Below are 26,253 nucleotides of genomic sequence, written 5' to 3' on the forward strand. Positions count from 1 at the left end.
TTTCATGAAAAAACTATTTTTAATGTTTATCACGGTAACCGTTATTGGTTTCGTACAGGCGCAAACCAAAAGAAAAAGTGTTAAACCGGCAACGCCTGTTACTCCCGTAAAAGCGGCTTCTAAAACAGATAATACCACCAAAGCAACACAAACAGCAGCACCAGTTGCTGTTGCGAAACCAGAACCAAAAGCAGCCCCTAAAACAAATTCCTTTCAGGTAAAAGGAGCCAACTTGCTCAATGCAGGTATTGGCGTAGGCACTTATTATGTTGGCCTGCCTTTTGGGGTTTCATTTGAACACGGTTTCAGTAAGGACATCAGTGGCGGTATTTTTGTTGATTATTCATCTCATAACTACGGCTCTTATTACGGAGGTAATTCTAAATTAAACATAGTTTATGCTGGCGTCAGAGCTTCATATCATCTTGGAGAAGTATTCAAGGTAACGAATAATAAATTCGATCCTTATGCAGGTGCTTCGCTCGGATATCATCACATTAGCTGGACCTATGACGGAAGCAATTCCGTTGCTACACCTTATGATAATTCTATATTTTTTGGAGTACATGCAGGTGCCAGATATCTGTTCAGCGATCACGTGGGTGCTTTTGCAGAGGTTGGCTACGGCGTCGCAGCTTTAAAATTGGGTGCCACCTTTAAATTTTAATCAATCAATTAAATACCAATAAAATCCCGGCAATGTTGCCGGGATTTTATTATAGAATGACGACAATTCCACAGTTGATCATTATTCCATTAAGATTATCCTAACCCTTACCATGACCAAAATCATGGTTTTCTGTGATTGATCGACCTGTTTTATTTGGGCATAATTGTGAATTAAATCAGGATCCTCTTTAAAATCAAATATCAACACTAATGAAAAAATTATTAATACTAACCGTATTGCTATTATTAGGAGCCAAAGCCTTCTGTCAGATCATCGATCCAAAAGAAACGGTAAAAAACAGCGCGACCAGCCGGACCAATGATCGGATGGGTCAAGGCGTTGATAAAGGACTAGATAAAGTGGAAAGCGGCATTGGCAGCATTTTCAAGAAAAAAAAGAAAAAAACAGATACTCCTACTGAAACCTCCTCTACCGTAGATAGTGGTGTGGCTCCGGATTTTGTTATTGTCATCAACTACAAGCATTCAGATCAACAAAGCGCATTGAACGCGCAACGCCTATATAGCCAGGTCCTCAACCTGCAAAGTAAGCCCGTTACCTACTATACCAGCGACCTGGACAACGTTAATACCATAGCCGCATCCCATAAAATGATTAAACTAATGGGATTGGATGAGATCTGGCAAAAAATCAACAGTTCCGGAAACGCATATATCATTGATACCCGTAATAAAACGGTAGTAAAAAGCATTAAAACCAGCGCTACAGACGATGATGCGCTGAAAACTATATATACGGCAATGGATAGTAATTAACCCCATTCTGGGTATTTATAAAAATTAAAAATCCCGGCTTGTATAAACACAACCGGGATCGAATCAAAAACACGGCTAAACTTTGAATGAACAATCGTTTAAGCAGCTTTTTATTAAAAAACGTAAAATATGCTGGCCTGAATATTGGTATTCTTAAAGTCGTTGTTGATAGTGGTACCTGTAAAGTTGCCCACTTTGGAAATTCCATAAACGTACCGGGCGCCGATACCCAAACCAATTTTTGACTGATATCCGATACCACCTACAGCAGCCCCGTCTATCTTTTTAGCAAAATCGCTACCGTTGTACCCCACTACTTCCTCTTTAAGCTTTATCCCTACCTGGGCGCCTCCCTCAACATAGAAACCGGAATTGGTGCGGTATTTAAGCAGAAACGGCACAGTCATATAAGACAGCTTAAGGTTTTGGGCACCTAGTGAGCCGTCTGTGATTTTGGCTCCCTGTTGAGAGTATAAAAACTCTTCCTGGATCAAAAAATTATTAGTTATCTTGAAAGCTACCGTAGCTCCAGCATGGAAGCCAGCCAGGTAATCGGTTCCAAAATTGGCTTTGTCAAAATTACTATAGTTACCACCGGCCTTGATACCGAATTCTAGTTTTGAAGTTACTTTCTGGAAAAAACTCTGGCTAAAGCCTTTCGTTGATACCAGGATAAAACAAATTAACATTAAGATTAGCTTTTTCATAAATTTCATTTAAAAGTTTGAGATACTATTTGCAACACAGGGCCGCACCTATTTTTTATTTAGGCCAAAAGTGAGTCTTTAGAGCTGCTTATAGAAGGAAAAGGTAACCGAAGCGGGCAAACTTGGTTCGGAAGCGACATAAACGCGTTTAAATAAAAAGCAACAAATAGTTATTTATAAAAATCTACTACCTAAAACGATAAAAGCCTGATGTGCTATTAGTTAACACATCAGGCTTCTGGTAATAAAAAAGAAATGTAAGGATTATATTTCAGGCTTTTGACAACCAGTTCAGAAACTGGGAAGCTTTTCCTTTGCTTACTATCACCTTATCGTTAAAGGTTATGTTTAGATTGAGCGATAGCTTCCTGGAAAAGAAACTGGATACATCAATAATGGCTTTACGATTGACCAGAAACTGCCTGTTTGCCCTAAAAAAACAGCTACCGCTTAGCTTTTCCAGTTCATCCAGATTTTTATTTGGATAAAAAATCTTACCTGAGAAGGTTAGTAAATGAGTTACTTCGTTGGCGAGGTAAAACAGGGCTATGTCTTCCAGTTTTATAGGGATGATCTTATCCTGATGGTATACCAATACAGAAGATGATTTTTGATTGTTTTTGCCGGTCAGCATTTCCACCAGGGCATTATATTGCGGCGTCTGATTGGTTGAGAACAGTTTTTTAAGTTCGCTGTATCGTTGCAAGGCGCGTTCAAGCGTCTGCGTAGTAAACGGCTTCAGGATATAATCAATCCCATTTGCCTTGAAGGCATCCAGCGCATATTCGTCATAAGCAGTACAAAAGATTACCGGGACAGAAACAGGTATAGCAACAAATATCTCAAAGCTTAAGCCGTCTCCCAATTGAATGTCGCTGAATATCAGATCGGGCATGGATGTACTTTTAAAATAGTTGATGGCTTCTTTAACAGAATGAAGCTGCGTAATATTTAATGGCTCCGGCATCAATTGTGTGATACTCAATTCCAGGTCATCTGCAACTATCGGCTCATCTTCTATGATCACTATATTCATTGTTCAATAATTTAATGCTTACGGAAAATGTATTTTTATCTTCTTTGATCATGATCTCATCTCCGGATAACAAACTATACCTTTCGGCAAGATTGGCCAGGCCATGATAGGCTGAAGAAACGTTAACAGATTTTTTTTGAAGGTTATTGTACACTACAATTCTACCTTCCAAACAGAAAATATGTACAACCAACGGTGATTCCTGGGTAAGATCGTTGTGTTTGATCGCATTTTCCAATAATGGCTGCAATGAAAAAGACGGCAAATAATGATCTTTCAGAATCTCATCAGGCAGATCAATAGTACAGTCCAGAGCAATCCCGAATCTGATCTTCTGCATTTCCAGATAGTCACTCAACAGCGCTACTTCCTCTGCCAGGCTAGATACTTTGGCGGCATGATTATAAACAGAAGCTCTTAAAAAATTAGCCAGGTGAACAATATAGGTATCGCCAGCCCGCGGATCTTTCCTATAAAGTGCTTTTACTGTATTGAGGGCGTTAAACAAAAAGTGCGGATGTATCTGTTGTTTTAAAAGCAGATTGGTAGCCTCGGCATTAGCGGTTTTTAGTTTTGACAATTCCAACCCCGCACGTGCCTTATCACTATGCAGGATAATAAAATCATGAAAAATAACAATCACCGTATTAACAACTATACTTGAAACAACAAATATGGAAGGAAACACAAGGAAAGGATATAATTCGCTTTTTTTTGAGATATAATCGAACACAGGCGACAATCCAATGTAAATTACAGCACTAGCCGCGTAAGTGTATAAAAGCCGATAAACTTTAAATCGTTTGGTTTCAGCATTATATTTTCGCTCCAATAAAATTAAAATACCCACATTGGCAAAACCAACCAGGCCAATACCCAATCCAGTCATCACCGTATAAAATATCTTGTGGATTGGTAAATCCTCTAGCAAAAAAACAAAATACACCGATGAGATAGCCGTAAAAGCTACCACCAGCAACCAGTTAAGACGCACAAGGTTTTTAATTGGTAAAACAGAATCCATATCAACAAATGTAGCGAATCAGGCACCAATGAAATAAACAGTTATACCCCGAAGCAGGCAAAAACAACTTTGAACAACTCTTTTTGCTATTTAAAAGGTTACGAGCGAAAAATCACCTGCTATCCCCTATTGTCTGCCGGGCACTTTTTAGCTATCATCAACTATAATTTGTTGAACCTCTCTATTGAAACACTCAGTCGGCTTTTTGCCCGCTTCCCTTTGTTTTTGATATAACACGATGTTTAATGCCAATACCTTCGTTTCAAAATGAATGTTAAATTTTAAAAATCAACAAAATGAAAAAGACAACTGCATGCTGTATAAACCTGTTTATCGGTTTGCTGTTCATCCTCTTTGCTTCTTATACAAAAGCACAGGAAACGCAAATCAAAGTTACAGATATCAGGTCGGGAAAGGGAAATATCATCCTTAATGTATTTAAAGACAATGATTCTTACGACAAAAATCAACCTTACAAAAAATTCACATTTGACAAAAAGGCTTTATTAAACGGCACATTGAATGTACATATTAATATAGAACCCGGTGTATACGGAATAACAATGATTGATGACGAAAATGAAGATGGTAAGATCAATAAAAACTTTGTTGGAATACCCAAAGAAGGTTTTGGCTTTTCCAACTTTTTGATGACCAAAATGAAAAAGCCATCATTTGATGATTTCAAAGTTGATCTAAAATCAACTGAGCACCAGGTAACCATCAAAGTAAAATACATGTAAATCTACTAGTGAATTAACATAAAATAATTAAACAAGTACAACCATGAAACGAAATATAATTCATAACTACTTATTGATTGGAGCAGCACTATTGGTAACTGTTATATACGTTTCTTCTTGCAAGGAAAACAACGTTAATCCATCAGAAACCTTTGATATTAAAGTAGTTAATACCTCAGAAACCTCAGGTCCGCAAAGTTTCACCCTAGTTGATAAAGTGCTAGTTACCGGAGGTCTTAATTTTACCGATGCTTCTGATTATATAACTACTAATTCCGGTACCAGGTTGGTTGAACAGTTTAAAAATACAAACGGAAGTCTGACTGCTTCTGGTGAAATCTGGACCGATAATGGCAAAAGGTTTACCGTATACCTGGTTGGTGAAGGGTCAAAGGCCAGAGTTAAAGAATTTGAGGATAAACTTACTATTCCTCCCAGCGGTATGGCAAGAGTGAAGTTTTTGCATTTGAGTGACGGTGCACCATCCGTAATCAACATCAAAAATGCGAATGGCGATAATCTCGTAACTACCCTTTCAGAAGATACCGACAGCGGTTACTCTAATGTTGCTCCCGGAACTCTTTCTATTAGAATTTATGGCGTAGCTTCAAGAAACAACATCGGCAATTTTGATATAACAGATCTTCAGGCTGGTAAAATATACTCCATCTACCTTACCGGGTCTGGTGATAATAATCTTAGCGTACACAAAGTGTTGCATAATTAAAGCAATCAGAACCATATAACCTCATTCCGGAATCATGCAAATATCCCGGAATGAGGTTATTAATACAGTCGCAAAAGAGTAGGTCATGAGTAATTTTCCTGAAAACATCATTTCTGTTGTGGCGGGTAGTGGAAATACCTGCCAACATATTATAACTGCGTTATTAAATCATAATGCCACAGTAATTGTTCCTGTTAAAAGTTTTGTTGAGATACAGTCCCTTCAAAAAGCAACTGCTGATGTTACTTTGGGCGAATTGGTTCCTGTATTAGCTGACATACCGGATCATCATAAGGCATCTCGCCTTTTTAAAGATATTGAAGGGCGGTTTGGACAAATTAATTTAACAATAATAGTATTTGATAATAATTATTCGGGTGGCCAACTTACAGAAACCCCTTATGAAGAATGGGAAAGAATGCAGCAAAATAGTATATCATCCTGCTTTGTTGTTGGGAAGGTTATTCTGGACTTTATGAAACGCAATACTCAAGGTGTTTATAGAAATGCACATGGTATTTATATAGCTGTTAGCGACAGATATTCCTGTGATAAAGCAAAAATTTCTCCGCTTACTATTATCGCAGCACATATGCAGGCAGAATTATCAAAAATATTTGCAGAAGAAGTTAAATATACCGGCATCAAATATTACCATATTATTGCGGATGATTTTAATTCACAGACAAACGATTATGATATTGCCCAGTACATTATTGATCTGTGCACCGTGTAATTGGAAATAACGATGGTATAATCCAAGCACCTCTTTTATAACATCATATCCATAACGATGCTATCGTAAACAGAAGCGCTACAGTCATGATCAGGAATCCAAGTTTTAGAAAAGCCCATGCGCTTACACTTTGTCCCTCCCGGCGCAGAGCTACCAGCCACAGGATAGTTGCCAACGATCCGGTTATCGATAAATTAGGTCCCAGATCTACACCAATTAAAGCGGAACTTTTCACAATTTCTGGTATGTGGTCCCCCTGCATAACACTACCGGTTATCAGTCCTACAGGCAGATTATTCATAAGGTTACAGGCTAAGGCAATGATGATACCACTTCCCCATACAGTTTGGTTAACTGCATTCTGTGCACTTTGATGTAGCAAAACATTTAGCATCTGGGTTATACCTGTTTTATTAAGCGCCTCAACTAAAACAAAAAGCCCCCCTACTAACGGAAGTACACTCCAGGATACTCCTTTCACAATTGCCCAGGGATTTTTCCTGGCACTAACAATCACGATTGCCGAAGTAAATACTCCTGTAATTGCTGTAGGAAGACCAAGTTGAATATTCAGGGCCGAAGCTACGAGTAAGGTGACAGCCGTAACAGCAATACCAACAATCGCCGTTTTACCACCTTGTGAAAGTATTGGTACTGAAATATTAGTTTCGATATTTTGCTTTAGCGCTTTCCGTTGTGTTAAATACAGCATCAGATAGGTTACCACTATAGCTACTATAGAAGGCATAATATACTGCGGAAACCATTGTAATAATGGCGGCATATGATTACCGTAAATAACCAGATTAGCCGGATTGGATATGGGAAGTACGAAAGACGCAGCGTTGGCAATAAATGCGCAAATTAAAAGATAAGGAAGAGGCTTTTCTACCTTAGCGGCCTTTACCGCAGCAGCCACCGCGGGTGTTAATACAACAGCTGTAGCATCATTTGATAAAAATGCAGTAACTACAACGCCAACCAGATAAATTAAAAGAAAAAGATTGCCTGATGATCCTTTGGCCATTTTGGTTGCATGAGCTGCCAGCCAATCAAAAAGCTTTTCTTCTCGTGCTGTTTCAGCCAATAGCATCATACCTATTAAAAACAAATAAACATCAGTGCCCTTGTTGATTCCTGAAAGTGCTTCTGTAGGTGAAATAAGCTGCAACACCACTAATGCAACAGCACCGGATACTGCCCAGATAGCTTCTGGTATTTTAAATGGACGTATAATAACTCCTGCTATAGCTAAAAAAGTAATTATCCAGATAATATAGTGAGTCATTTCAGTGTATCAACAAACGTAAATATGTGTTTTTAAAGGCGGTCTGCAATGATGGGTTTAATATCGCAGGCTCTTTTTATTATTTTAGCAAATGTTGCCCATAAAAGTATAGATATTATTGCAAAGCTTCCTAGAATCAGGAAAGCAGCACTGAAACTAATACTTTGGGCAATCCACCCTCCTATGGCTGGGCTAAGTGATGCACCAAGTCCCTGGATAGTCATTACAGCACCCTGCCCTATATTTATCCGCCCCGTACCATCTAGGATATGGGCTACCAGTCCCGGCACCGCAACACTTTGCAAACCGGCTCCTACACCATCCAGTATTTGTACCGGATACAATCCAACATGACTAATCATATGAGCCGCAATTAAACCGCGAACCGGAAGAGCTAAAAAGGATAAGAGCATTACTAACCAGTATCCTTTTTTATTAGCCATCCGCATGGCTATCATCGACATCACAATCATGGCCAATTGTGCTATAATAATGGTCATAGCTACAAACATGATAGGATTCCCCTGATTACTTACCGCTGCCGCCATCCCGTACAACGGAAGCATTGCCCCATTACCTAAATGGAAAGCTGCGAGCGCACTGGCTAAAATTAAAAGAGGCTTACATGTAAATAAGGTTTTAAGACCACTTGCTTTTTCAACTAGTGCGTTTGTTCGCTTTAAGCCACGGGCAGCGTCATCATCAATTGTATTACCGGGTATCAACGATATAGAAATAATGGATAATACTCCAAAAATGGCAGCAAGCCAAAACACTGCCGGCATACCAAATTTCATTCCTAAATAACCAGACAGTCCAGCACCAGCTACATTCCCTGCATGATTAAAAGCCTGATTATAGCCATTTTGACGATTGAAACCTGCCTGCTTTACAATACCAAGCGTAATGCCAATTACTGCTGGCCCAATAGCAGCTCCTGCAATAGCAGTAGCCACCTGAGATACGCTTACCAGCCAGAAATTTTGAGATAATAAAATTACACCCGAAGCAATAATGGTAAAAATACCCGGGATAACAACGTACATTCGTTTACGTTTTGTTGCATCAATCAAGGCACCAGCGGGTGCAGTCATTAACATACCGGCAACACCACCAATCGTCATCACAGATCCTATCAAACCACTTTTCCAGCCATGTGCCAATAAGAATATCCCCAGAAATGGGCCGATACCGGCTTGCATATCTGCCATAAAAAAATTAAGAGACTGAAGTGACAGGATAACTCTTCTGTTGGCGATGTAACTGGGTTGTTGTTTATCCATACTTCAAATCCCAACAGTATTTAATCGGCAATGTTTTGGTTTAAAATACATTAACCAAAACATTGCTGATTATTTTATACTTGACAATACCACTTGAAATATTCTTGAATTAAGACGGTTAAAACTTAACCATCAGCTTTTCTGAGATAAGCTTACCATCCTGGTAGTATTCAAAAAACCAATCGTTATTCTTTTTCAAAACAATCCCATTAGAGGTGCCATTATTGGCAATAAAGTAATCTGGTACTGAGGTTTTAAGAAGAGTTAAAACAATTTTTGGTGTAGTATCAATTAATTGATAACCATTAGCTATTACCTGTGCATATAAAGTTCCGGCAGATTGACTCGGTTCCATCTGTATTGCCTTTGCCGAAACCATTGAAGCGGTTGCCTGGGGTGGAGCTATTGCAGTTTTGGGCGGTGCATTTGTAGTTGTTATTGTTGTAGTCGCGGCAACTGCTGGTTGTATTTGTTGTTCACTAGTTTTTCCATTATAAGCATATGGCACCCCATCCAATGAAGTAAATGCTTCTCTCAGTGCCAGATTATAAGAAACCCGATATTCTTTCTCCCTGCTTTTACCCTCTTTACTTTTAAAAACTATATTGCCCTGGCAATCCTTTAACAGTAGTGTAAGGCTGGTGGTGAACATACTGCTTTTCTCTAATACTTCAGCATTCAGCGCCTGACATTTGTTATTAGCAATTTCATTGGGTAATTCATTGTTATCCAGATAAACCGTAAATCCTTTTTCTGCTAAAAGAGCCTTGGTCAGGTTGTTTAATCCATACTGATCATTTTGCTTTAAGAAGCTAAATTTTTCGGGGACTACAACGTATTTGTAATTATTGATCGTATTTTGAGCGTATACAGAAAAAGAAAGAAATAAAAGAGATAATAAAATGTATTTTTTCATATAAAAACAAGTATGATAAAACCCCGAGTTTAACTTTAAAATTAGTTTACCTCAAAATCTTATAGGTTATCGGGAACGACATTAAAATTAGTAATATTTTTTAATATGGCTAAGTCATTCTACATGCTTAAATACTCTTTTGATGTACCTGCTGTTATAGTAAAAGTTGTGAATGGTAAAATTTTTAACTACCAATAATCTTGTTTAACATTATTTAACGAATATTTATTTGGTGTTTTGAGTTTGCTTTCTTTAATTTATAGCATAATGTTAGCATTCTTATATTCTCGGAAGTTATCCTTTATCACCCTGTTTATCTTTCTTTTACCTGCACCGCTCTTGGCACAAAATCTTTTTTTGGAAAAAATAGATGTGTGTAGTACTGCCAGTTTTTGCATGGATTGCGGAGACCCTAAAGCAACTTGCGACCAATTCACGCTTGATTATATCTGTGATCAGATTAATCGTAAATATATATTGAAAGATGCTTATGGGTCTATATCCTTCCAGGTATTGGTTGAGCCATCAGGTTTTAGCTGTGTACTTAGTCATACCGACGTTACCAATGGCCCTCTAACAGCAGAACTTATCAGGTATTTGAATGGTAATATATGGCGACCAGCCAAAGAAAATGGCAAACCCGTTTATGCATCTGTTAATGTGATTTTTCGTTTTGCCAATGGAAAAATATCGAGCCAAATGCAAAGAATGGATCTGACAGAATTAAAACCACCTGGTGATCCTGCTATTTATAATAAAACAACTACATATTCTAATCCATCGTTGAAATCTTATGAATTTACCACCTGGACTAAGTATAACTCCCCTCTTCCGGATAACATCAGCAAATCTTGTATTGTAGATAAATCTGATGTATTATGGTATACTACTATCAAAGGATTAACCCGGTTTGATGGCCAAAACTTTAATCCGGTTAATGAATTCAATTCACCATTCACTGCCGAAACAGTTGTAGCAGATATTAATGTCGATAAGGATAATAATAAATGGGTATATGTTGATGATAAAATGTATAAGTACAGCGATGCAGGATGGCAGATATTTGATTTTAAAAAGTTTGTGGCACCCGGAGCCATCCGGATTTTAAACAACCGCCATGGTGATCTTCTTTTTGCTACTAAAGCAGGGCTGGTTGTTTTAAGAAAGGACAAAGTAGTAGTGCTCAATAAGAAGACTATTCCCCTGCTCCCATCTAACGACGTTATTTATGTTTATGAAGATAGCCGAAAGCGGTTGTGGATGGGTACATCAAAAGGCTGCATTATGATTGACCACAATGTGCCAACTACATTTAATACATCTAATACACCTTTAAAAGACACCTATATTTCTAATGCTGTAGAAGATGAAGCTGGCAACCTATACTTCTCATTAACAGCCTGTAATGCAACACCGGGCGATAATGACAAAGAAGGCATAGCGGTATTAAAAACCAATGGAAGCTGGCTTCATTATACTGATAAAAATTCAGGGATGCCATCAAATCATGTTAATGACATGCTGTATGATAAATATGAACATGTTTTATGGATTGGCACCGAGCAGTCAGGCCTTGTACGGTTTAATTTGAAGGATGGTTGGGAAAACTATCATAACAATAACTCGCCTATGCCAGGCTACACCATTAACAAGTTAGCGCAAGACTCCAAAGGTGTTATTTATGCAGCGACAGTTAATGGCTTATTAAGGATCAAAAAGAAATAAAAGTGTATTTCGTATTATTAAACAGACGTTAGCTCTTTTGTAACCGTTTGCTTTTTCATTACACCAGAGGCAAAATCATTGGTTCGAGAAAATTCATACCCTTTTGATTGCGCCCAGGCAATAAAGCTTTTTATTCGAAGTATAAATGGCTCTCCTGAGTTTTTAGATATATAACCAGGGAGTCCGTATTTTTCTTTATTGTGCAGATTGGTAAACTCCCAGGGATGGAAGTAAAGATTAAGGTATCCATCTTTCCGATAAGCTGCTGAACTCATCCATTTAATCACCGATAAAGATAAATTGTGAAAACTTAACCAAAAAAGCGGAAAACGAATCAAAGGGGATACCGAAGCAGGGATCTGCAAAACGCCCTGATCATAAAACCAGGTACGCGGTTTATCAAAATTGTTATAACGACCAGGCAACCAGGTAGGATTTATGGATGAATTATAAGTATATCCGGCCATATTAATCTCAACCTCATCCACAGGCATCATCCGCGCCATCCGAAAACCTGTAACCTCAGTGCCCGAAATATCTTCAAGTACCTGCTTTGATTGCTTTAAATGCTCTGTTTTAAAATCAGAATGATAATATCCGTGCGATGCTATTTCATGCCCCTCATTCACAATTCTGGTAATAATATCAGGTTTATGAAGTGCGTAATTAGCAGTACAAAAAAAGGTAACTTTAATGTTTGCAGATCTCAACAACTCTAAAATTGAATTTGTTCCGTTTGTTGAGATTTGCAATTGTTCATCAAAAGATATTGACCGATCATATTCTAAAGGCAAATCAAACTCCTCTACATCAAACCCCAATAAAATCATTGTTTACATTTTTTATACTCATAAGATTTGTAGAGCGAATAATATAATTAGGACGATGTTTGGATTGCATAAATATTTTACCAACATACACCCCTATTATACCCAGCACCAGCAGTTGCAAACCGCCAAAAAAAGCTACGGTTGCCAACACAGAAGCCCATCCAGAAACAGCATACCCGGCAAAATAGCTAAACAATACATAAGGAATGTATAATATGGCCATAGCCGAAAAGAATAAACCAATACCTGTAACTAAATATAAAGGGCGGGCGCTAAAAGCCATAATACTACCTACGGCCAGCTTAACCAATTTAAAGAAAGAATAACTCGCTTCGCCGGTATGCCTTTTAGAAGGTGTATAAGGGATACCTATTTGCTTGTAACCAGCCCACTTAATTATACCTCTGAAAAACATCTCATACTCATCAATAAGCTTTAATTGTTTTACTACTTTTTCATCCATCAACCTGAAATCGGCCGTGCCATTCTCCAGTTTAATATCCGAGAGCATATTTATGCCTTTGTAGAAGAGTTTTGATGTAGCTTTTTGATAAGCTTTTGCATGGGGGTTGCTATTTTGCCTATAGGTATAAATAATGTCATAGCCGTTTTCCCAATACTTCAACATTTTCAATATTAAATGGGGAGGATGTTGCATATCAGCATCCATGGTTATTACGGCATCGCCCTGAGCCATACCAATACCCGCTTTAAGAGCATGGTCTTTCCCAAAGTTTTTTGAAAGCTCTATATAAAAAACATTGGCATGCAATTGTGCATTAAATTTTATTTCATTTAAGGTATTATCACTACTACCATCATCTACAAAAATCAATTCATAGTCATAATTGGTATTGCTCAGTGTTTCATTGATCTGGTCAATCAAAAAACCTATATTTTTTTCTTCATTATAAGACGGTATGATTACCGATATTTTCTTTTTTAGAACGAATGTCATGTTATTTTAACAGGGGCTTTAAACTGTGATAGGTGAACTAATACTATATTGGTCAGGATTATTATTATAGTCTTATTAATTATCTGTATGTAACAAATATGATACGAAGAATTAAACAACAACGTTACAACTGTATCATAATAAAAAAATCAGCACACAATTATCTACAAAGAAACATTTTTTAGCCAATGTAACTTTAGTGTTACAAAAATAAATAATTAATAATGATTTAATCATAAAATCATTATTAATTAGCCATAGAATTGTAAACATATCAACATGCCAGATAAGATGTTATCCAGGAAGTATTAATAGTCTATAACGCTTCAAGTTTTTCTTGCTTAGAAAAATCCCTTGTTAGCGTTTCGTAAACTATTTTTAGCCAGATTAGGAAACATGGCAGGGCTTTAAGTTTATAAGGCACAACATATTCCATCCTGATATATCTTGGAAACAGATCAGATGGAGAAAGACTGGTTATAATAAGGGCAAAAATCAATAAAAACACTTCGTATTTGGTAACTGGTCTGTCTAAATTCATGAACCAAATAGCCACTCCGGCAAAAGCAATAATATAAGTTGATGATTCTGATGAACTGCTGAAAATTATGGCAAATATCAAAGCAGATGATAAAATAAGCAATTGGTACTGTTGAAATTTAAAACTTTTGGGTCTCAGATAAGAAAGCGCAAAAAGCACAATCCCTGGCGCTATAACATATATATTTTTTAAGCCAGGATAATTAAATATTCTCCTGATCAGGCCCATTACACATATTTCCTGAAGGTCGGAACCCTGATTACTGGCATTTTTAGCTACTAGATCATGATACCAATCGTGATAAGTCTGAATAATAAATGCCGGCGATGAAATAAACATAGGCAGCACAAATAACACCATCGACCAAAAAAGAAAACTTCCGATAAACTTTAGTTTGTTTTCGGAAAAGAAGAAAAATGCAAGCCCTACTATTCCGTATAATTTTATAAACGTTCCGAGGGCTATCATCAAAGCTGCCCAAAAATCCTGCTTCTTTTTTATAAAACTAAAACTTAAAATAATCAATCCGGCTATCATTGGATTACTTTGAACATTAGCAGAAGCAGTCATTAACTCATGTGCACAAATCAGCAAAATAACAACGTACTGGTTTTCTTTAATGGGGAGTAGCTGTATGGCTTTAAATAGTATAAAAGCATTAAACATTACCCACATCAAAACGCCAATACTATCAGGCATTAGTGCAAAAGGTGCTATAATTAATGAAAATACCGGACCATAATGATTAAGATCATCGAAGTGTTCTGGTTGATAAGTATAAAGATTATGTTGATGGATGGTATTAATGAAATTGTATTTAAAAACCAGGTAATTATTAAACAACTGATGAGTTAAGATTCCTTTAAGAACAATCAGGAAACTTAGGCCGAACCATAAAGAAAAAACGAAGGGTTTGTTGTAAATAAGCTTAGTTATCTTTTGCATAAAACAGGGGCATTGGGTTGCGAATATACAAAACAAGCCCATTAGTAGTGTTTTATGTTTAATTTGAAGCAATTACGAGTAAATTTCCAATCAGATTTTTATTACTCTGTCCCTGCTTCTTTTACAAAAAATCTGGTGCCTACTTTGCGGGGACAAATAATACAGCATCAGCTACTACTGCCCCGTTAGCCCTGGCATTGGATATTTTTACCGATGCCTCTTTACCTGGCGCAAATGAGCTATCCCCTATCCAAAGCCATTCACCGGAGGTTTGGCCAGTCACCATCATATCTTTTGTATTTATAACTGTATTGATTCGCTTTACTCCATTAAATAACTCTACATTGGTAATTGTACTTGCATTTTGGAGTTTAGGAAAATAAACATATACCCTGTATTTGCCCGCCTTGCTAATAGCAGGTATAAATTGGACCCAAGCAGAAGCCGATTTCGTATTGACCAGGTATGATGGGCCGTATCCTCCATTATTTATTTGCTTCCAGTCCCCATTTTTAATGACACCTGTAGCATCATCGTTATCCACTAATATTTCCGGAGTAGAACCATCTGCCAATGGGTTGTTTTTTAATTCGCCCTGTAACTGTTTAATATTTACCTGTTGTACTGTTGATTTTTGATTTATAGCCATATCTGCCGCTACTGCTGCGGATTGACCAAGTACCATAAAAACTGGCTCCATACGAATAGAGCCATAAGCCATATGGCTGGCAGAAAGGCAAACGGGGACCAATAAGTTGCCGCATTGATTACTTTTGGGTGTAATGGATCTGTAAGCTATTGGATATGGGTTGACACCATCCCTGAGTTGTACATCACCTTCATTCTTTGCCATACCATTTACAACAATCCGTTCTGCATTGTGCGAATCCATGGTATAAGCCGCCTTTCCTATTTCATCAGTAACAACTTCTCTTCCCTGGCAGTTGGCCTGGGTCATCACGTAAGCCCCTATCATACGCCGGGCTTCCCGTACATACAATTGTGGTGTCCAGTGTTTATTATCCAAATACTCATCTTTAGGGTATCCCCACTCCAGCATCTGCTTACGCAATTGTTCTGGCATACGAGTGTCATGACCAATAAAATAAAGCAGTCCTTTTGTATAATCCTCATGTTTTTGAATAATGACAGACCGGGTTTGATAATCGCCATCAGGGTAATCGTAATTCATGCCGATCATATCGGTTGAAAACGGGCCATTATTATTAATATCCGTTTTATGATTAGGCATCAGGTCCATTTTCAAAAACCCACCAAGGTTGTCTGTTGGTTTAATGGAGAGATATCTTAGTAAAAGCTCGTAACGGGTTGAATCATAATTAGCCGGTCTGGTAATAGCGATACGATTGCCTGGGTCATTGCTCAAGCATATCCTAAAATTATAGGCTTGTACTTTTTTATCACTGCTGCCCATTTCGGCTAATATGCCTGTGCTGATACCCCAAAGTAAACCACTTTCAGGTTTGCCTGGCATTTTATAAGGATCAACCCCATCAGGGAATTGGTGTTCATTTTTTAACTGCACACCATTAACTGTTTCATGATATGTAGCGTTTGCTTCGCGCCCGATGGTATAACTTACACCTGCTTTGGCCATTAAGTCGCCTTCGTAAGTACAGTCTATATATTGTTTAGCTTTAATGAGCTCTTTTTTTGTGTTGGCCCTGTCAGAATTCTCCAGTTCAATGGATATGATAAGATTTTGTTTTTTATTAATCTGAGTGAGCCTCTTACCATATAACGTTTTAAATGCTCCCCTTTTTGCATAATCGTTAAATAATGAATCGGCTATCCTGGGTTCAAAAGTCCATTGTTCCAGCTTACCATAATGGGTACCTATACGGCGGTAAAAATCACGAGCCAACCCTGTAACCACATACTTATTGCCAATATCAGTAAATCCCAAACCACCGGATGATAACCCTCCTAAACGATGTCCAGGCTCCACAAGAATTACTCTTTTGCCCATTTTTGAAGCTGTATAAGCCGCAATTACACCAGAAGAAGTACCTCCGTATACGCAAACATCGGTGGTAACAATGTTCGATGTTGATGTTTGGGCTTGTATAATTCCTGGCAATAACCATAAAGTCAGTGTTACAAATTTTATTAAGTTATTAATCATTGGTACAAATTGGCAAACAAGTGAAGGATTTATTAAATGTGCGTTTTTAACAACACGCACATAACCACCAATATAGGACTTACAGGTCAATAAAAAAAGCCACCCGCTAGGAGTGGCTTTCTCTTGTATTTAATAAGTATCAGGATCCAGACGTTCCAGAATCAAGTTTTATTTCCAATGATGCCCTCACATTAGCCGGCAAATTGGATAACAAAGTATAGCCTGTAGCCAGCTCTATATCTTTTACAGTTACAATATATTTTGTCCAATCGCTATTAATACTGTTAATATTGGGGGTATTTACAGCAATAACTCTTGTTGAAGCGGTTACGCGACCCAGGTCATTATCACCAACTGGTATAATAACAGCCACCTTCCATACATTACTTGGAACATTAACATGACCATTATTGATGGTAGTTGCAGATCCATTTGAACCTGTACCACCCGTACCGTAGCTACCCATAATAATATATACCTCGTTACCTAAAACCACCTGCTCGCGCAGGTAATTTTCCAGGTTGCCCCAGGTTTGCTGATTATTCTGCGGAGCCTGAGGTATCATATTGGTCATTAAAAATGTAGCTGAATTGGCATCAGTTGAACTTGTTCTATCGGCCGAAGGACAATTATGCCCCCTATCGAACCCACTACCAGAGTAACTGTTATCATTAACCATATACCAGTTTGCCGGCAAGCTTGCCCAGCCTGCAAAGTTATTTAACCTGGCAGAAGCACCGGTGATATTAGTAGCATCCAAATGCCAGCTAACCCAATTCGGTTCGCCCTTGGTAGCATTGTATGATTCTGTATAATATTTCTGATCGATAAGATAGTTATCCATGGAGGCGGTGCTGCTTTGAGCGTTCGATGGGTTACCAAATAACAGGTCGCTGTTGTCGCCAGTTGAGGGTGGAGCATCCGTGCCTGCCGTTACATCTCTTGGTGTTGATGCAGGAGCTGTTGTTGAACCGCCACCATCGTCACCCCCATTGTCGGGCGTACCTACAACAATGCCAGGATCACCTTTACCTTTAAAGGTAATATCATCGATATTTATCCGATTTGTAGTACTTGTTCCTGTTCTCTTAATTTCAAAACGTACCTTACCTGTCACACTTACCTTAAACGAGTCAGTGACCAGTGTTGTATTGTTTTCGTTGATATCGTTTCCGACCTGTGTATAAGTTTTACCCCCATCAACAGACATTAACAGTTGCCAAACTGAAGCGGCGTCTGAACCATATTTGGCATGTTTGATATATAAGGTGTTAAGACCATTGATATCAAAATTCATAGCGATATCACCGGCGCGTATTCGTACTGCCCAGGAACCATCTTTTACATCAGCAGCAAGGTTACCTAAAACGGCGTCATTAAAATTCCAACTGCCGGTAAGTAAGGTTACATCTGCCGCAGCGTATCCAGGTTTCTTACCTTGTTCGAAGGTCTCGGTGATACTATACGATGGAATTACAGGTGGTTTAACCGTAGTTGTGTCCCCGGGTTTGGTAGGCGGCGTGTCTGTTGATTTTTTTGAACAGCTTGCTATGGTTAATACCAAAGCAAAGCCCAGCAGTAAGTTTTGAATTTTTATCATAATTTATTTTTTTGTGATAGATAAATAACAAAGCATGGCCATAGCATTTATGCCCATGAAAAAATCATACTAAGAGTGATATGGATGGGTGGGTAAAATCAGGAGCCGGTATAAACCATGCTCCTGATTTGGATATAGGTATATTTTAGCTTTTAATTATAAAAGCAGACCCGTTATAAGTAAATGTTTTGGTTACGTTTGATATAACACCAAATTTATAAACCGCATAGGTAACGTTAAATATCTGATCCTTGATAGGGCTGGTATATTTATTTGCTAACAAAGCTATAAAAGCATTATTTAAATCTGTATCGCTCCAATAAGTAGCATCTGTAGTAGCACTGATATTGAAATCTTTATATTGTGCTACGTTGGCTCTTGCTGCTGCTGTACCAGCACTGGTTGTTCCTATAAAGCTATAATCGGCAGAGGATAATGTTAAATAAACCGTAGGATCAGGTATCCAAGTTCCATTGTTTTTAAGGAATGATGCGGTTGATTGTGTGGCATTAGTTACCCATGCCGTACCGTTATAAGTAAGGGCGATTACTTTTTGGTAAGTAGTTAAATACCTATAATTTACATATTTAACATCTCCTGTTTTAACAGTTGTTGAAACAAGCGGATCTGCCTTTAAAAACGTGTTAATATAAGATGGAATGGTAGTACTACTACTTATATCAGAAGCAATAAACCAATTATTAGTACCACGGCCAACAGAGGCATATTGAGCCGCAGATACACGGTATATTTTTTGCCATGCACCATTCAAATATAAAAAAGCATCAGTAGCAGGAACGCCGGCACTCGGCGTAGCGCCCGATTCATAATAATTATAACTTAATACTGCCAATTGATTAGCTACAGGGCTTGTGTATTTGTAAGGAAGCCAGCTTAATATTTGGGCTGTACTAAAATCAGTATACGTATTACCAGGTAATAAGGTGTAATCGTCTTTTGTCAGCGTATATGCTGTTTTCGCGTTTGTTGAATCAGCTAAAGTAATAGATAGCGGCGCCAAGGTAAAAGTAACGATGGCTGTTGAACCGTTACCCAATTGAGGCTCTTTCGCATTTAAAATCTGTGGGATATAGGTATTTGCGTCGGCAATTGACTTAAAATTGTATGATTTAGAAGGATATTTTGACGTATCCAACAACTTATAATCTGCTTGTGCCAGAGTAAGGCTCATAGCCTTGGTATATGTTGCCGGGCTTACGTTTGGCTGCTTTTGACAAGCTGTTAATATAACAGCCATAAAAGCAATTAAGCTATATATCTTTTTCATGAAGTTTTTTTTTTAAAATTTAACTTTTATACCTGTAGTAAATGTTCTTACCAAACCATAATACACATTCAGATTTGAAGGAATACCGGTACCAGCGGCATCGTACGCATCTGATATATATTTGGTGTTTAACAGATTGTTTACATTACCATTAAGTGAAGCATCCAAACCAGCTAACTTAAACTTAAAGGTTGCGTTAAGATCCCATACTGAGTAATTCGGCAACTTGTACGGATGTGCCCCGGCAGATGTAATATTTGCGAAGTTGAAACTTGAATAATAATTACCAAAGAAGTTATAATTTGTACCCAGTTTTAAATCGGGCAAAACTTTAATATCTAACCCAAACGCCGCTGTGGTTTGTGCTGCATCTCCAACTTTAATTCCTTTTATGAATACCTCTTTAACTGTACCAATAGCCTTTTGCTGGTTATTGAATACGGTAGCTGGGCCTGCATTTTTGGTATAATACCAATCGCCATAAGAAAACATGCCATGCAATGTAACTGCTCTAATTGGCTGATATGTTAATTCCAATTCGGCTCCCTGGTGCATCTCACTAACTCCAGCTACGTTTACGCTGTATATTAGGTTCGTAGCGTTATCGGTAAAAGGAGTCGTAAATGCCTCATCCTTATATAAACTGCGGTAAAAATTCAGTTTGGCTAAAAAACCAGATGTTTTAAATTGATAGCCCAATTCATAGCTAAATAATTTTTCATCTACCGTTCCGGTGTTGATGGAATTGGTAAATTTTTGAAACACATTATCAAAATAAGGCGGTTTGGTGATGTAACCAATATTGGCAAACACGTTCATCTGATCGTTCAGATTATAGTTTGCGCCAGCTTTGGCCTGATAGCTCAGGAAGTTAACATATCGGCTTGATTGTGCCGGATCGCTGTTCAGGTAGTTATAAAGATCTGTTCTTTTATCACCTGTACCTGAACCAGAAAGTGTGATAAATGCAGAGAAATCATCCTTAGCATACTCTGCTTGTGTATACACACCACCAGACATTACATAATCTTTGTTGTAATAGCCAATTTTATCGCCAACTACTGCACGATGAAAAGGGTTATTGATATCACCTGAGCGGCTGCCAGCAGCTGAATTACCAGTATAAGGATCATATACATAATCGGCACCTAACAGATCTTTAACCTCTTCATAATGGGTACCTTTATAATACCTTGCATCAAGACCGGCAGAAAGGTTTAAATATTGCCCCAATGTAGTAGTATAAGTACTTCTTAAACCATACCAGGCATGATCATTATGTGCTGCGTACAAATAGGTTGATGCCGAACCATCCGGATTAGCAGCATTGCTTTTCTGTACAGCATCAAAATCAAATGGCGAATATAGGTTACTCACCCTCGGCGGTATAGCAGTACCACTAGCAGATGCGCCTATTGCACCACCGCCTCCAGTACCATAAGTAGCGTATAATACTGTTGACAGGCTTGATTTTTCATTAATAACCCAGTTATGATTTAATGAAAATACCGGCTTACTAAAAAAGTTGTTATATGGATTTATTTGTTTACCATCTTTAACTCCCAGATCGTAGTTCCATTTAATACCCTGCGGGGCACCGGCATATTCAGTTAACGGTCGTTCAGGACGCTGCCCGTGTGTTTGGGTTGCCCCCATTACGGTAAAAGATAAGGTTTGGCTTGGGGTCAATACTTTTGATAAGTTAAAAAAGTAGTTGTAACCTAAAAAGTTCAGTCCATCAGCATAGCCATCACCTTTGGTTCTGCTACCCTGAAAAGTAGCAGCCCAACCATTGGCATTTAAACCAGTTGATACCAATACAGCTGTTTTTTCGTAATTATTGGTTCCGATAGTTTGCGAAATGTATCCACCCTTTTCGGCATCAGTTGTACGTGTGGTAATATTGATAGTACCACCAAATGACGGAACAATAATTTTTGAAGCACCTAAGCCACGCTGTACTTGCACAGAATTGGTTACATCCGTAAGACCCGACCAGTTTGACCAGAATATTGAGCCGTTTTCCATATCATTAACAGGGATACCGTTAATGGTAAGTGCAACGTTACCCTTTTTTGAGCCGCTTGAAAAACCACGAATACTGATACGAGAATCGCCATAACCACCACCCTGTGCCGTTGCCATGATACCCGGTGTACTCTGTAAAAGCTGAGGAATGTCGCGACCACCTAATTTTTCTTCAATATATTGCTGATTAATAGTTGATACTGCTATTGGCGTTTTACGATCTATAGCCAAATCGCCGGTTACTACAACTTCTTTCATGGCATTTGCGCTGGATTTCAGCAGAATTAAGCCCAGGTCATTTTTATCTCCGAGTTGGATTTCCTGCGAAACGTATCCGATGTAAGAGATCACTAACACTTTGGCACCATCAGAACCAACGTTAAGCTTAAAATCACCATTCAATCCGGTTGAAGTGGCCTTGCCGCCACCTTTTACACCCACAGAAGCACCAATAAGAGGTTCTTTAGTATCGGCATCAACTACCTTACCGCTATACACAGAGGCTAACATAGCTTGCTCAGCTGCCGATAATGGTTTGCCCAACGTTTTTGCTTTAACCACAATGGTGTGGCCAACTATGGCATAAGTAATGGGCTGCCCTTTAAACACTTTATCCAATACGGCATTCAGAGCCTGGTTCTTTACATTAAGGGATACCTTGTTACTGCTGGCTACCAGTTCGGTTTGCATAAAAATATCATAGCCGCTTTGCTGTTCTATTTTATTTAAAATGCTTTCGAGACTTGCATTTTTTTCAGAAAGCGTAATACTTTGGCTAAAGCTCGCAGCACTCAGATGAAGGCATACAGCAAAAAGCAACGCTGTGATAAGTTTAATCCGCATAATAAATTTCCTTTTTGTGGCCGGATTTATCCGGGAAAAACAATTGGTAATCTTATTAATTTTATTTACCCGCGTGCCTTCACATACGGGCGCAGGAAATGTAGAAAAATCCATACTTTTGTTTGGGTTGTTTAGTAAAAAGTTTATTTAGTCAATATTATTTTATATGCTCAGCCCGATATCTGGCCGGAGGTGCTCGCAACACTTTCCGGCTTTTTTTATGGGGCCAAACCCGGTAACCGACCTTGCCGGCTACCGCTATCAGGCTTTATGATCTTACTATAATCTTCCTCCCGTCAATTGTGAAGTTTATGCCGCTTGTTTTTAATATCTGAAATATCTCTGAAACGGGTACATTCCGTGAAATACGGCCCCGGTAGTGCTTTTGCACTACGTTACCCTGATACTCTACATCTACGTCATACCATCTGGATAACTGGCGCATAATGGTATGCAGATCGGTATTTCGGAAAAGAAATTTGCCGTTCTTCCAGGCCACAGCTTCATCTATATCTGCATTTTCTTTTACATCAATGGTGTTTATTGTGTTTACAGCCTGTTCTCCTGGTTTAAGCTTAACAGAAGCTCCGCTAGTATTACTGATGACTTTTACACTACCTTCCAGCAATGTTGTTTTAGTAGTAGCTTCATCGGCATAGCTATTGATATTGAAATGCGTTCCTAAAACTGTAACAGTTTGCGTTGTAGTTTTTACATAAAAAGGTTTATTGGGATCTTTGCTTACTTCAAAATAAGCTTCTCCAGTGAGCTCCACCCTGCGTTCATTACCGGCGAATGCCGTAGGATATTTTAAAGACGAAGCTGAGTTTAACCAAACCTTAGTACCATCAGGTAAAACAATTTCATATTGACCACCGCGCGGCGTAGCCAACATATTCATCACAACCTTTTCAAACAGCGGCTGATCTTCATGTTGAGTAGCTTCCGCAACCTGGTAAACCAGCTCACCACTCTCATCTTTTGTTATAACGATATTTTGCTGACTGGCTATTTTCCCGCGCTTAGTATCGTCCAAAACAATCTTTGATCCATCCGCCAGTGTCAGGATAGCTTTGTTACTCCCGGGTAAAAGATCTTTCTGTGACTTAATAGCTATTTTTTGTTCACCGGAAGTATGGCGATACCGGGTTAATGTAACCCCCAGGGCTATTAATAGGATTACAGCGGCAGCATACGAAGGCCATAATTTAAGCGTAGCTTTTGTACGGTTAGTTTTTTTAAACCCCGTTTTCTTCACAATATTTTTCCAGGCTTTATCCTTATCGTTTGCCTCAAAAGTTTCAAGCTCCGAGTCGATTATAGTTTGATCGGTAAGTTTTTTGAATAACTCCGGGTTGTGTTCATCTGCCTGAAGCCATTGCTCCAGTTCGTCTTTCTCTTGTTCAGTAAGCTCATTTCGCAGATATTTTGCTATCAGCTTGCCAAGATCAAAATAGGGTTGGTAATTATTCATATTTCCTTTTCGTATATAAAGACACCTTCGTTTTCAAAAAGGATAAAGGAGGTATGAAAAAAAATATTTTTTTTTCTTCGACATGTCCAATTCAAGTCTCCTCAATTGATATGCAGGTGTAATTCATATATTTATTAACAATTAAAATTTGAAACGATGGACGAATTCATTTTAATATTCAGGCATGAGGATGGCACTAAAGTAGCCTCGCCCGAACAAATAGAGGTTTGGATGAAACAAACGATGGATTGGATAGGCGGTATTGCAGCCCAAAACAAATTCAGCAGCGGTACCGGTTTGCCTTTTGATGATGCCAAGGTAGTTTGGCATAATAATGTAGTAACCAACGGCCCTTTTGGCGAGATTAAGGAAACCATTGGAGGATATATTATTGTAAAAGCCAGTTCTGTTGAAGAAGCAGTGGAGTTTGCCAAAGGCAGTCCGGTATTACAGGGTGAAGGCAATAGCGTAGAGGTGCGCAAAATTGCCCGACGCGATGGCACGCATTAAATTATTGAGGCCAAATTATCAAACCGTCACTGGTGTTGTACCACCTACAAATTAACATTAAGCCGGTGATATTTATGCAAAAAAGTGGGTTAACATGGGTTTACACAATTTAGGGTTAAAATCGATTTATATAATTGACAGTCAATTAATTATATATTTTTTCAAGGAAATTATGTAAACCCACTTTTGGATTAATTGAATCAACCCAACCCTCATCTTACCATGGAAAAACAGGAACTCATACCCCATCTGTTCAGGACTGAATACCGGAAAATAGTAGCCGTGCTTTGCCGTCGCTTCGGGTTTGATCAGATCGAAATTGCCGAAGATATTGCCAGTGATACTTTCTTGGCAGCAGCCCAAACCTGGAGTTTTAATGGAATTCCGCCAAATGCCACGGCCTGGCTATACAATGTGGCTAAAAACAAAGCCAGGAATCATTTACACTGTAATACTATTTTTGAAAGCAAAATATCTCCTGAAATAAAAATCATCACTTCCGAATTTCATGAACTGGATATCGATCTTTCACCACAAAACATTAATGATAGCCAATTACAAATGATGTTTGCCATTTGCCACCCGGCTATATCTCCAGAGTCGCAAATTGGTCTATCATTGCGCATTCTTTGTGGTTTTGGAATTGACGAAATTGCCGAGGCCTTTTTGACCAATAAAGAAACCGTCAACAAGCGTTTATTCAGAGCTAAAGAAAAGATCAGAAACGAAAAACTAAAAATAGAGCTGCCAGGTCCTGCTGAAATTAATGATCGCCTTGAAAATGTATTAACTACCATATACCTGTTATTTAGTGAAGGATATTATTCAGTTAGCCAGAATCAAACATTACGTAAAGACCTCTGCTTTGAAGCAATGCGTTTGTGTAACATGCTAATTGAAAACAGCAGTACCAACAAACCGCAGGTAAACGCTCTACTATCGCTCATGTGTTTCCATGCTTCGCGTTTTGAGGCCCGTCTCGATAAAAACGGAGAGCATATTTTGTATGACGATCAGGATGTTAGTCTTTGGAACGCAGACCTGATCAGTAAGGGCGCTTATTTTTTAAAATGCGCCACAACTGGCAACATCCTTTCCAAGTACCACATCGAGGCCAGCATAGCTTATTGGAGTACTCAAAGAAACGATACTAAAGAAAAATGGGAAAACGTATTACAATTATACAATCGTTTATTACAGATAGCTTACTCTCCCATTGCCGCGCTTAACCGCACATTCGCTTTATCAAAAGCCAACAGTAAAGCAGAAGCAATTATGGAGGCCGAAAAACTTAGGCTAACCGATAATCAATTTTATTTTACCCTATTGGGCGAGCTTTATACAGGTATTGATCATGAGAAAGCAAAATGTAATTTTCAAATGGCTTTGTCTATAGCCCGCACACCTGCTGATAAACAGGTGATTCAAAAGAAGCTTGATCAGCTACAGTAGTAATTAA

22 protein-coding genes are annotated in these 26,253 nt (G+C 38.4%); 8 read left to right on the forward strand and 14 right to left on the reverse strand.

Features of this window, described 5'->3' with window-relative positions; all coding sequences use genetic code 11:
* The first annotated feature begins 4 nt into the window (after positions 1–4).
* Positions 5–667, forward strand: coding sequence for a porin family protein (locus G7092_RS06980; RefSeq protein WP_166087575.1), 663 nt, complete (start codon positions 5–7; stop codon positions 665–667).
* 212 nt (positions 668–879) lie between these two features.
* On the forward strand, positions 880–1,446 hold the full coding sequence (locus G7092_RS06985; RefSeq protein ID WP_166087577.1) for a hypothetical protein: 567 nt from the start codon (positions 880–882) through the stop codon (positions 1,444–1,446).
* Between the two features lie 113 nt (positions 1,447–1,559).
* Here the strand turns inward: G7092_RS06985 and G7092_RS06990 are convergent, their stop codons facing one another.
* From G7092_RS06990 to G7092_RS07000, 3 genes are all read right to left on the reverse strand, one after another.
* Complete coding sequence (locus G7092_RS06990; RefSeq protein ID WP_166087580.1) at positions 1,560–2,153, reverse strand: porin family protein; 594 nt, start codon at positions 2,151–2,153, stop codon at positions 1,560–1,562.
* 271 nt (positions 2,154–2,424) lie between these two features.
* Positions 2,425–3,189: a LytR/AlgR family response regulator transcription factor gene (locus tag G7092_RS06995; protein ID WP_166087582.1), complete on the reverse strand. Its 765-nt coding sequence runs from the start codon at positions 3,187–3,189 to the stop codon at positions 2,425–2,427.
* Complete coding sequence (locus tag G7092_RS07000; RefSeq protein ID WP_166087584.1) at positions 3,164–4,213, reverse strand: sensor histidine kinase; 1,050 nt, start codon at positions 4,211–4,213, stop codon at positions 3,164–3,166. Before G7092_RS07000 ends, G7092_RS06995 begins: the two co-directional genes overlap by 26 nt.
* Before the next feature lie 296 nt (positions 4,214–4,509).
* Here G7092_RS07000 and G7092_RS07005 point away from each other — a divergent pair, with 296 nt between their 5' ends.
* The 3 genes from G7092_RS07005 (at position 4,510) to G7092_RS07015 (ending at position 6,419) form a co-directional block, all read left to right on the forward strand.
* A complete protein-coding gene (locus G7092_RS07005; protein WP_166087585.1) occupies positions 4,510–4,956 on the forward strand; it encodes a DUF2141 domain-containing protein in 447 nt (148 codons plus the stop codon).
* A 43-nt stretch (positions 4,957–4,999) separates the two neighbouring features.
* On the forward strand, positions 5,000–5,683 hold the full coding sequence (locus G7092_RS07010; RefSeq protein WP_166087587.1) for a DUF4397 domain-containing protein: 684 nt from the start codon (positions 5,000–5,002) through the stop codon (positions 5,681–5,683).
* Positions 5,684–5,768: 85 nt separating this feature from the next.
* Positions 5,769–6,419, forward strand: a complete 651-nt coding sequence (locus G7092_RS07015; RefSeq protein ID WP_166087589.1) for a Rossmann-fold NAD(P)-binding domain-containing protein — start codon at positions 5,769–5,771, stop codon at positions 6,417–6,419.
* 43 nt (positions 6,420–6,462) lie between these two features.
* On the opposite strand, the gene G7092_RS07020 is transcribed toward G7092_RS07015, so the two are convergent.
* From G7092_RS07020 to G7092_RS07030, 3 genes are all read right to left on the reverse strand, one after another.
* The gene (locus G7092_RS07020) at positions 6,463–7,707 is read right to left on the reverse strand and encodes an arsenic transporter (protein ID WP_166087591.1); all 1,245 of its coding nucleotides are present in this window, start codon (positions 7,705–7,707) and stop codon (positions 6,463–6,465) included.
* 32 nt (positions 7,708–7,739) lie between these two features.
* Positions 7,740–8,990, reverse strand: a complete 1,251-nt coding sequence (locus G7092_RS07025; RefSeq protein ID WP_202985231.1) for an MFS transporter — start codon at positions 8,988–8,990, stop codon at positions 7,740–7,742.
* 118 nt (positions 8,991–9,108) lie between these two features.
* Positions 9,109–9,906 (reverse strand): hypothetical protein, encoded by a 798-nt coding sequence (locus G7092_RS07030; protein ID WP_166087593.1) that lies wholly within the window; start codon positions 9,904–9,906, stop codon positions 9,109–9,111.
* Between the two features lie 396 nt (positions 9,907–10,302).
* Here G7092_RS07030 and G7092_RS07035 point away from each other — a divergent pair, with 396 nt between their 5' ends.
* Positions 10,303–11,631, forward strand: a complete 1,329-nt coding sequence (locus G7092_RS07035; RefSeq protein ID WP_166087595.1) for a ligand-binding sensor domain-containing protein — start codon at positions 10,303–10,305, stop codon at positions 11,629–11,631.
* Positions 11,632–11,648: 17 nt separating this feature from the next.
* Here G7092_RS07035 and G7092_RS07040 read toward each other — a convergent pair whose 3' ends face one another.
* From G7092_RS07040 to G7092_RS07075, 8 genes are all read right to left on the reverse strand, one after another.
* On the reverse strand, positions 11,649–12,461 hold the full coding sequence (locus G7092_RS07040) for a polysaccharide deacetylase family protein (RefSeq protein WP_166087597.1): 813 nt from the start codon (positions 12,459–12,461) through the stop codon (positions 11,649–11,651).
* On the reverse strand, positions 12,442–13,419 hold the full coding sequence (locus G7092_RS07045) for a glycosyltransferase family 2 protein (RefSeq protein ID WP_166087599.1): 978 nt from the start codon (positions 13,417–13,419) through the stop codon (positions 12,442–12,444). The genes G7092_RS07040 and G7092_RS07045 overlap by 20 nt, the downstream gene beginning before the upstream one ends.
* A 316-nt stretch (positions 13,420–13,735) precedes the next feature.
* Positions 13,736–14,905 carry a glycosyltransferase family 87 protein gene (locus G7092_RS07050; RefSeq protein WP_166087601.1) on the reverse strand — a complete coding sequence of 390 codons (1,170 nt, stop codon included), beginning with the start codon at positions 14,903–14,905 and terminating at the stop codon, positions 13,736–13,738.
* A 139-nt stretch (positions 14,906–15,044) separates the two neighbouring features.
* Entirely contained in the window at positions 15,045–17,051 is a 2,007-nt protein-coding gene (locus tag G7092_RS07055; protein ID WP_166087603.1) for an FAD-dependent oxidoreductase, read from the reverse strand.
* A 139-nt stretch (positions 17,052–17,190) separates the two neighbouring features.
* On the reverse strand, positions 17,191–18,651 hold the full coding sequence (locus G7092_RS07060; protein ID WP_166087605.1) for a DNA/RNA non-specific endonuclease: 1,461 nt from the start codon (positions 18,649–18,651) through the stop codon (positions 17,191–17,193).
* Positions 18,652–18,796: 145 nt separating this feature from the next.
* Positions 18,797–19,939, reverse strand: a complete 1,143-nt coding sequence (locus G7092_RS07065) for a hypothetical protein (protein ID WP_166087607.1) — start codon at positions 19,937–19,939, stop codon at positions 18,797–18,799.
* A 12-nt stretch (positions 19,940–19,951) separates the two neighbouring features.
* The gene (locus G7092_RS07070) at positions 19,952–22,810 is read right to left on the reverse strand and encodes a TonB-dependent receptor domain-containing protein (RefSeq protein WP_166087609.1); all 2,859 of its coding nucleotides are present in this window, start codon (positions 22,808–22,810) and stop codon (positions 19,952–19,954) included.
* Positions 22,811–23,078: 268 nt separating this feature from the next.
* Positions 23,079–24,284, reverse strand: coding sequence for a FecR family protein (locus G7092_RS07075; RefSeq protein ID WP_166087611.1), 1,206 nt, complete (start codon positions 24,282–24,284; stop codon positions 23,079–23,081).
* A gap of 156 nt (positions 24,285–24,440) precedes the next feature.
* Here G7092_RS07075 and G7092_RS07080 point away from each other — a divergent pair, with 156 nt between their 5' ends.
* Together G7092_RS07080 and G7092_RS07085 are read left to right on the forward strand one after the other, a co-directional pair.
* Positions 24,441–24,794, forward strand: a complete 354-nt coding sequence (locus G7092_RS07080; RefSeq protein WP_166087613.1) for a YciI family protein — start codon at positions 24,441–24,443, stop codon at positions 24,792–24,794.
* A 222-nt stretch (positions 24,795–25,016) separates the two neighbouring features.
* Complete coding sequence (locus G7092_RS07085; RefSeq protein ID WP_166087615.1) at positions 25,017–26,246, forward strand: RNA polymerase sigma factor; 1,230 nt, start codon at positions 25,017–25,019, stop codon at positions 26,244–26,246.
* The last annotated feature ends 7 nt before the right edge of the window (positions 26,247–26,253 follow it).

This window comes from Mucilaginibacter inviolabilis, assembly GCF_011089895.1.
Classification (GTDB): Bacteria; Bacteroidota; Bacteroidia; order Sphingobacteriales; family Sphingobacteriaceae; genus Mucilaginibacter; species Mucilaginibacter inviolabilis.

Excerpts from the sequence above, each read along its gene's own strand:
- G7092_RS06980 (WP_166087575.1), top strand. The coding sequence starts at position 5 with ATGAAAAAACTATTTTTAATGTTTATCACGGTAACCGTTATTGGTTTC.
- G7092_RS06985 (WP_166087577.1), top strand. The coding sequence starts at position 880 with ATGAAAAAATTATTAATACTAACCGTATTGCTATTATTAGGAGCCAAA.
- G7092_RS06990 (WP_166087580.1), bottom strand. The coding sequence starts at position 2,153 with ATGAAAAAGCTAATCTTAATGTTAATTTGTTTTATCCTGGTATCAACG.
- G7092_RS06995 (WP_166087582.1), bottom strand. The coding sequence starts at position 3,189 with ATGAATATAGTGATCATAGAAGATGAGCCGATAGTTGCAGATGACCTG.
- G7092_RS07000 (WP_166087584.1), bottom strand. The coding sequence starts at position 4,213 with ATGGATTCTGTTTTACCAATTAAAAACCTTGTGCGTCTTAACTGGTTG.
- G7092_RS07005 (WP_166087585.1), top strand. The coding sequence starts at position 4,510 with ATGAAAAAGACAACTGCATGCTGTATAAACCTGTTTATCGGTTTGCTG.
- G7092_RS07010 (WP_166087587.1), top strand. The coding sequence starts at position 5,000 with ATGAAACGAAATATAATTCATAACTACTTATTGATTGGAGCAGCACTA.
- G7092_RS07015 (WP_166087589.1), top strand. The coding sequence starts at position 5,769 with ATGAGTAATTTTCCTGAAAACATCATTTCTGTTGTGGCGGGTAGTGGA.
- G7092_RS07020 (WP_166087591.1), bottom strand. The coding sequence starts at position 7,707 with ATGACTCACTATATTATCTGGATAATTACTTTTTTAGCTATAGCAGGA.
- G7092_RS07025 (WP_202985231.1), bottom strand. The coding sequence starts at position 8,990 with ATGGATAAACAACAACCCAGTTACATCGCCAACAGAAGAGTTATCCTG.
- G7092_RS07030 (WP_166087593.1), bottom strand. The coding sequence starts at position 9,906 with ATGAAAAAATACATTTTATTATCTCTTTTATTTCTTTCTTTTTCTGTA.
- G7092_RS07035 (WP_166087595.1), top strand. The coding sequence starts at position 10,303 with ATGGATTGCGGAGACCCTAAAGCAACTTGCGACCAATTCACGCTTGAT.
- G7092_RS07040 (WP_166087597.1), bottom strand. The coding sequence starts at position 12,461 with ATGATTTTATTGGGGTTTGATGTAGAGGAGTTTGATTTGCCTTTAGAA.
- G7092_RS07045 (WP_166087599.1), bottom strand. The coding sequence starts at position 13,419 with ATGACATTCGTTCTAAAAAAGAAAATATCGGTAATCATACCGTCTTAT.
- G7092_RS07050 (WP_166087601.1), bottom strand. The coding sequence starts at position 14,905 with ATGCAAAAGATAACTAAGCTTATTTACAACAAACCCTTCGTTTTTTCT.
- G7092_RS07055 (WP_166087603.1), bottom strand. The coding sequence starts at position 17,051 with ATGATTAATAACTTAATAAAATTTGTAACACTGACTTTATGGTTATTG.
- G7092_RS07060 (WP_166087605.1), bottom strand. The coding sequence starts at position 18,651 with ATGATAAAAATTCAAAACTTACTGCTGGGCTTTGCTTTGGTATTAACC.
- G7092_RS07065 (WP_166087607.1), bottom strand. The coding sequence starts at position 19,939 with ATGAAAAAGATATATAGCTTAATTGCTTTTATGGCTGTTATATTAACA.
- G7092_RS07070 (WP_166087609.1), bottom strand. The coding sequence starts at position 22,810 with ATGCGGATTAAACTTATCACAGCGTTGCTTTTTGCTGTATGCCTTCAT.
- G7092_RS07075 (WP_166087611.1), bottom strand. The coding sequence starts at position 24,284 with ATGAATAATTACCAACCCTATTTTGATCTTGGCAAGCTGATAGCAAAA.
- G7092_RS07080 (WP_166087613.1), top strand. The coding sequence starts at position 24,441 with ATGGACGAATTCATTTTAATATTCAGGCATGAGGATGGCACTAAAGTA.
- G7092_RS07085 (WP_166087615.1), top strand. The coding sequence starts at position 25,017 with ATGGAAAAACAGGAACTCATACCCCATCTGTTCAGGACTGAATACCGG.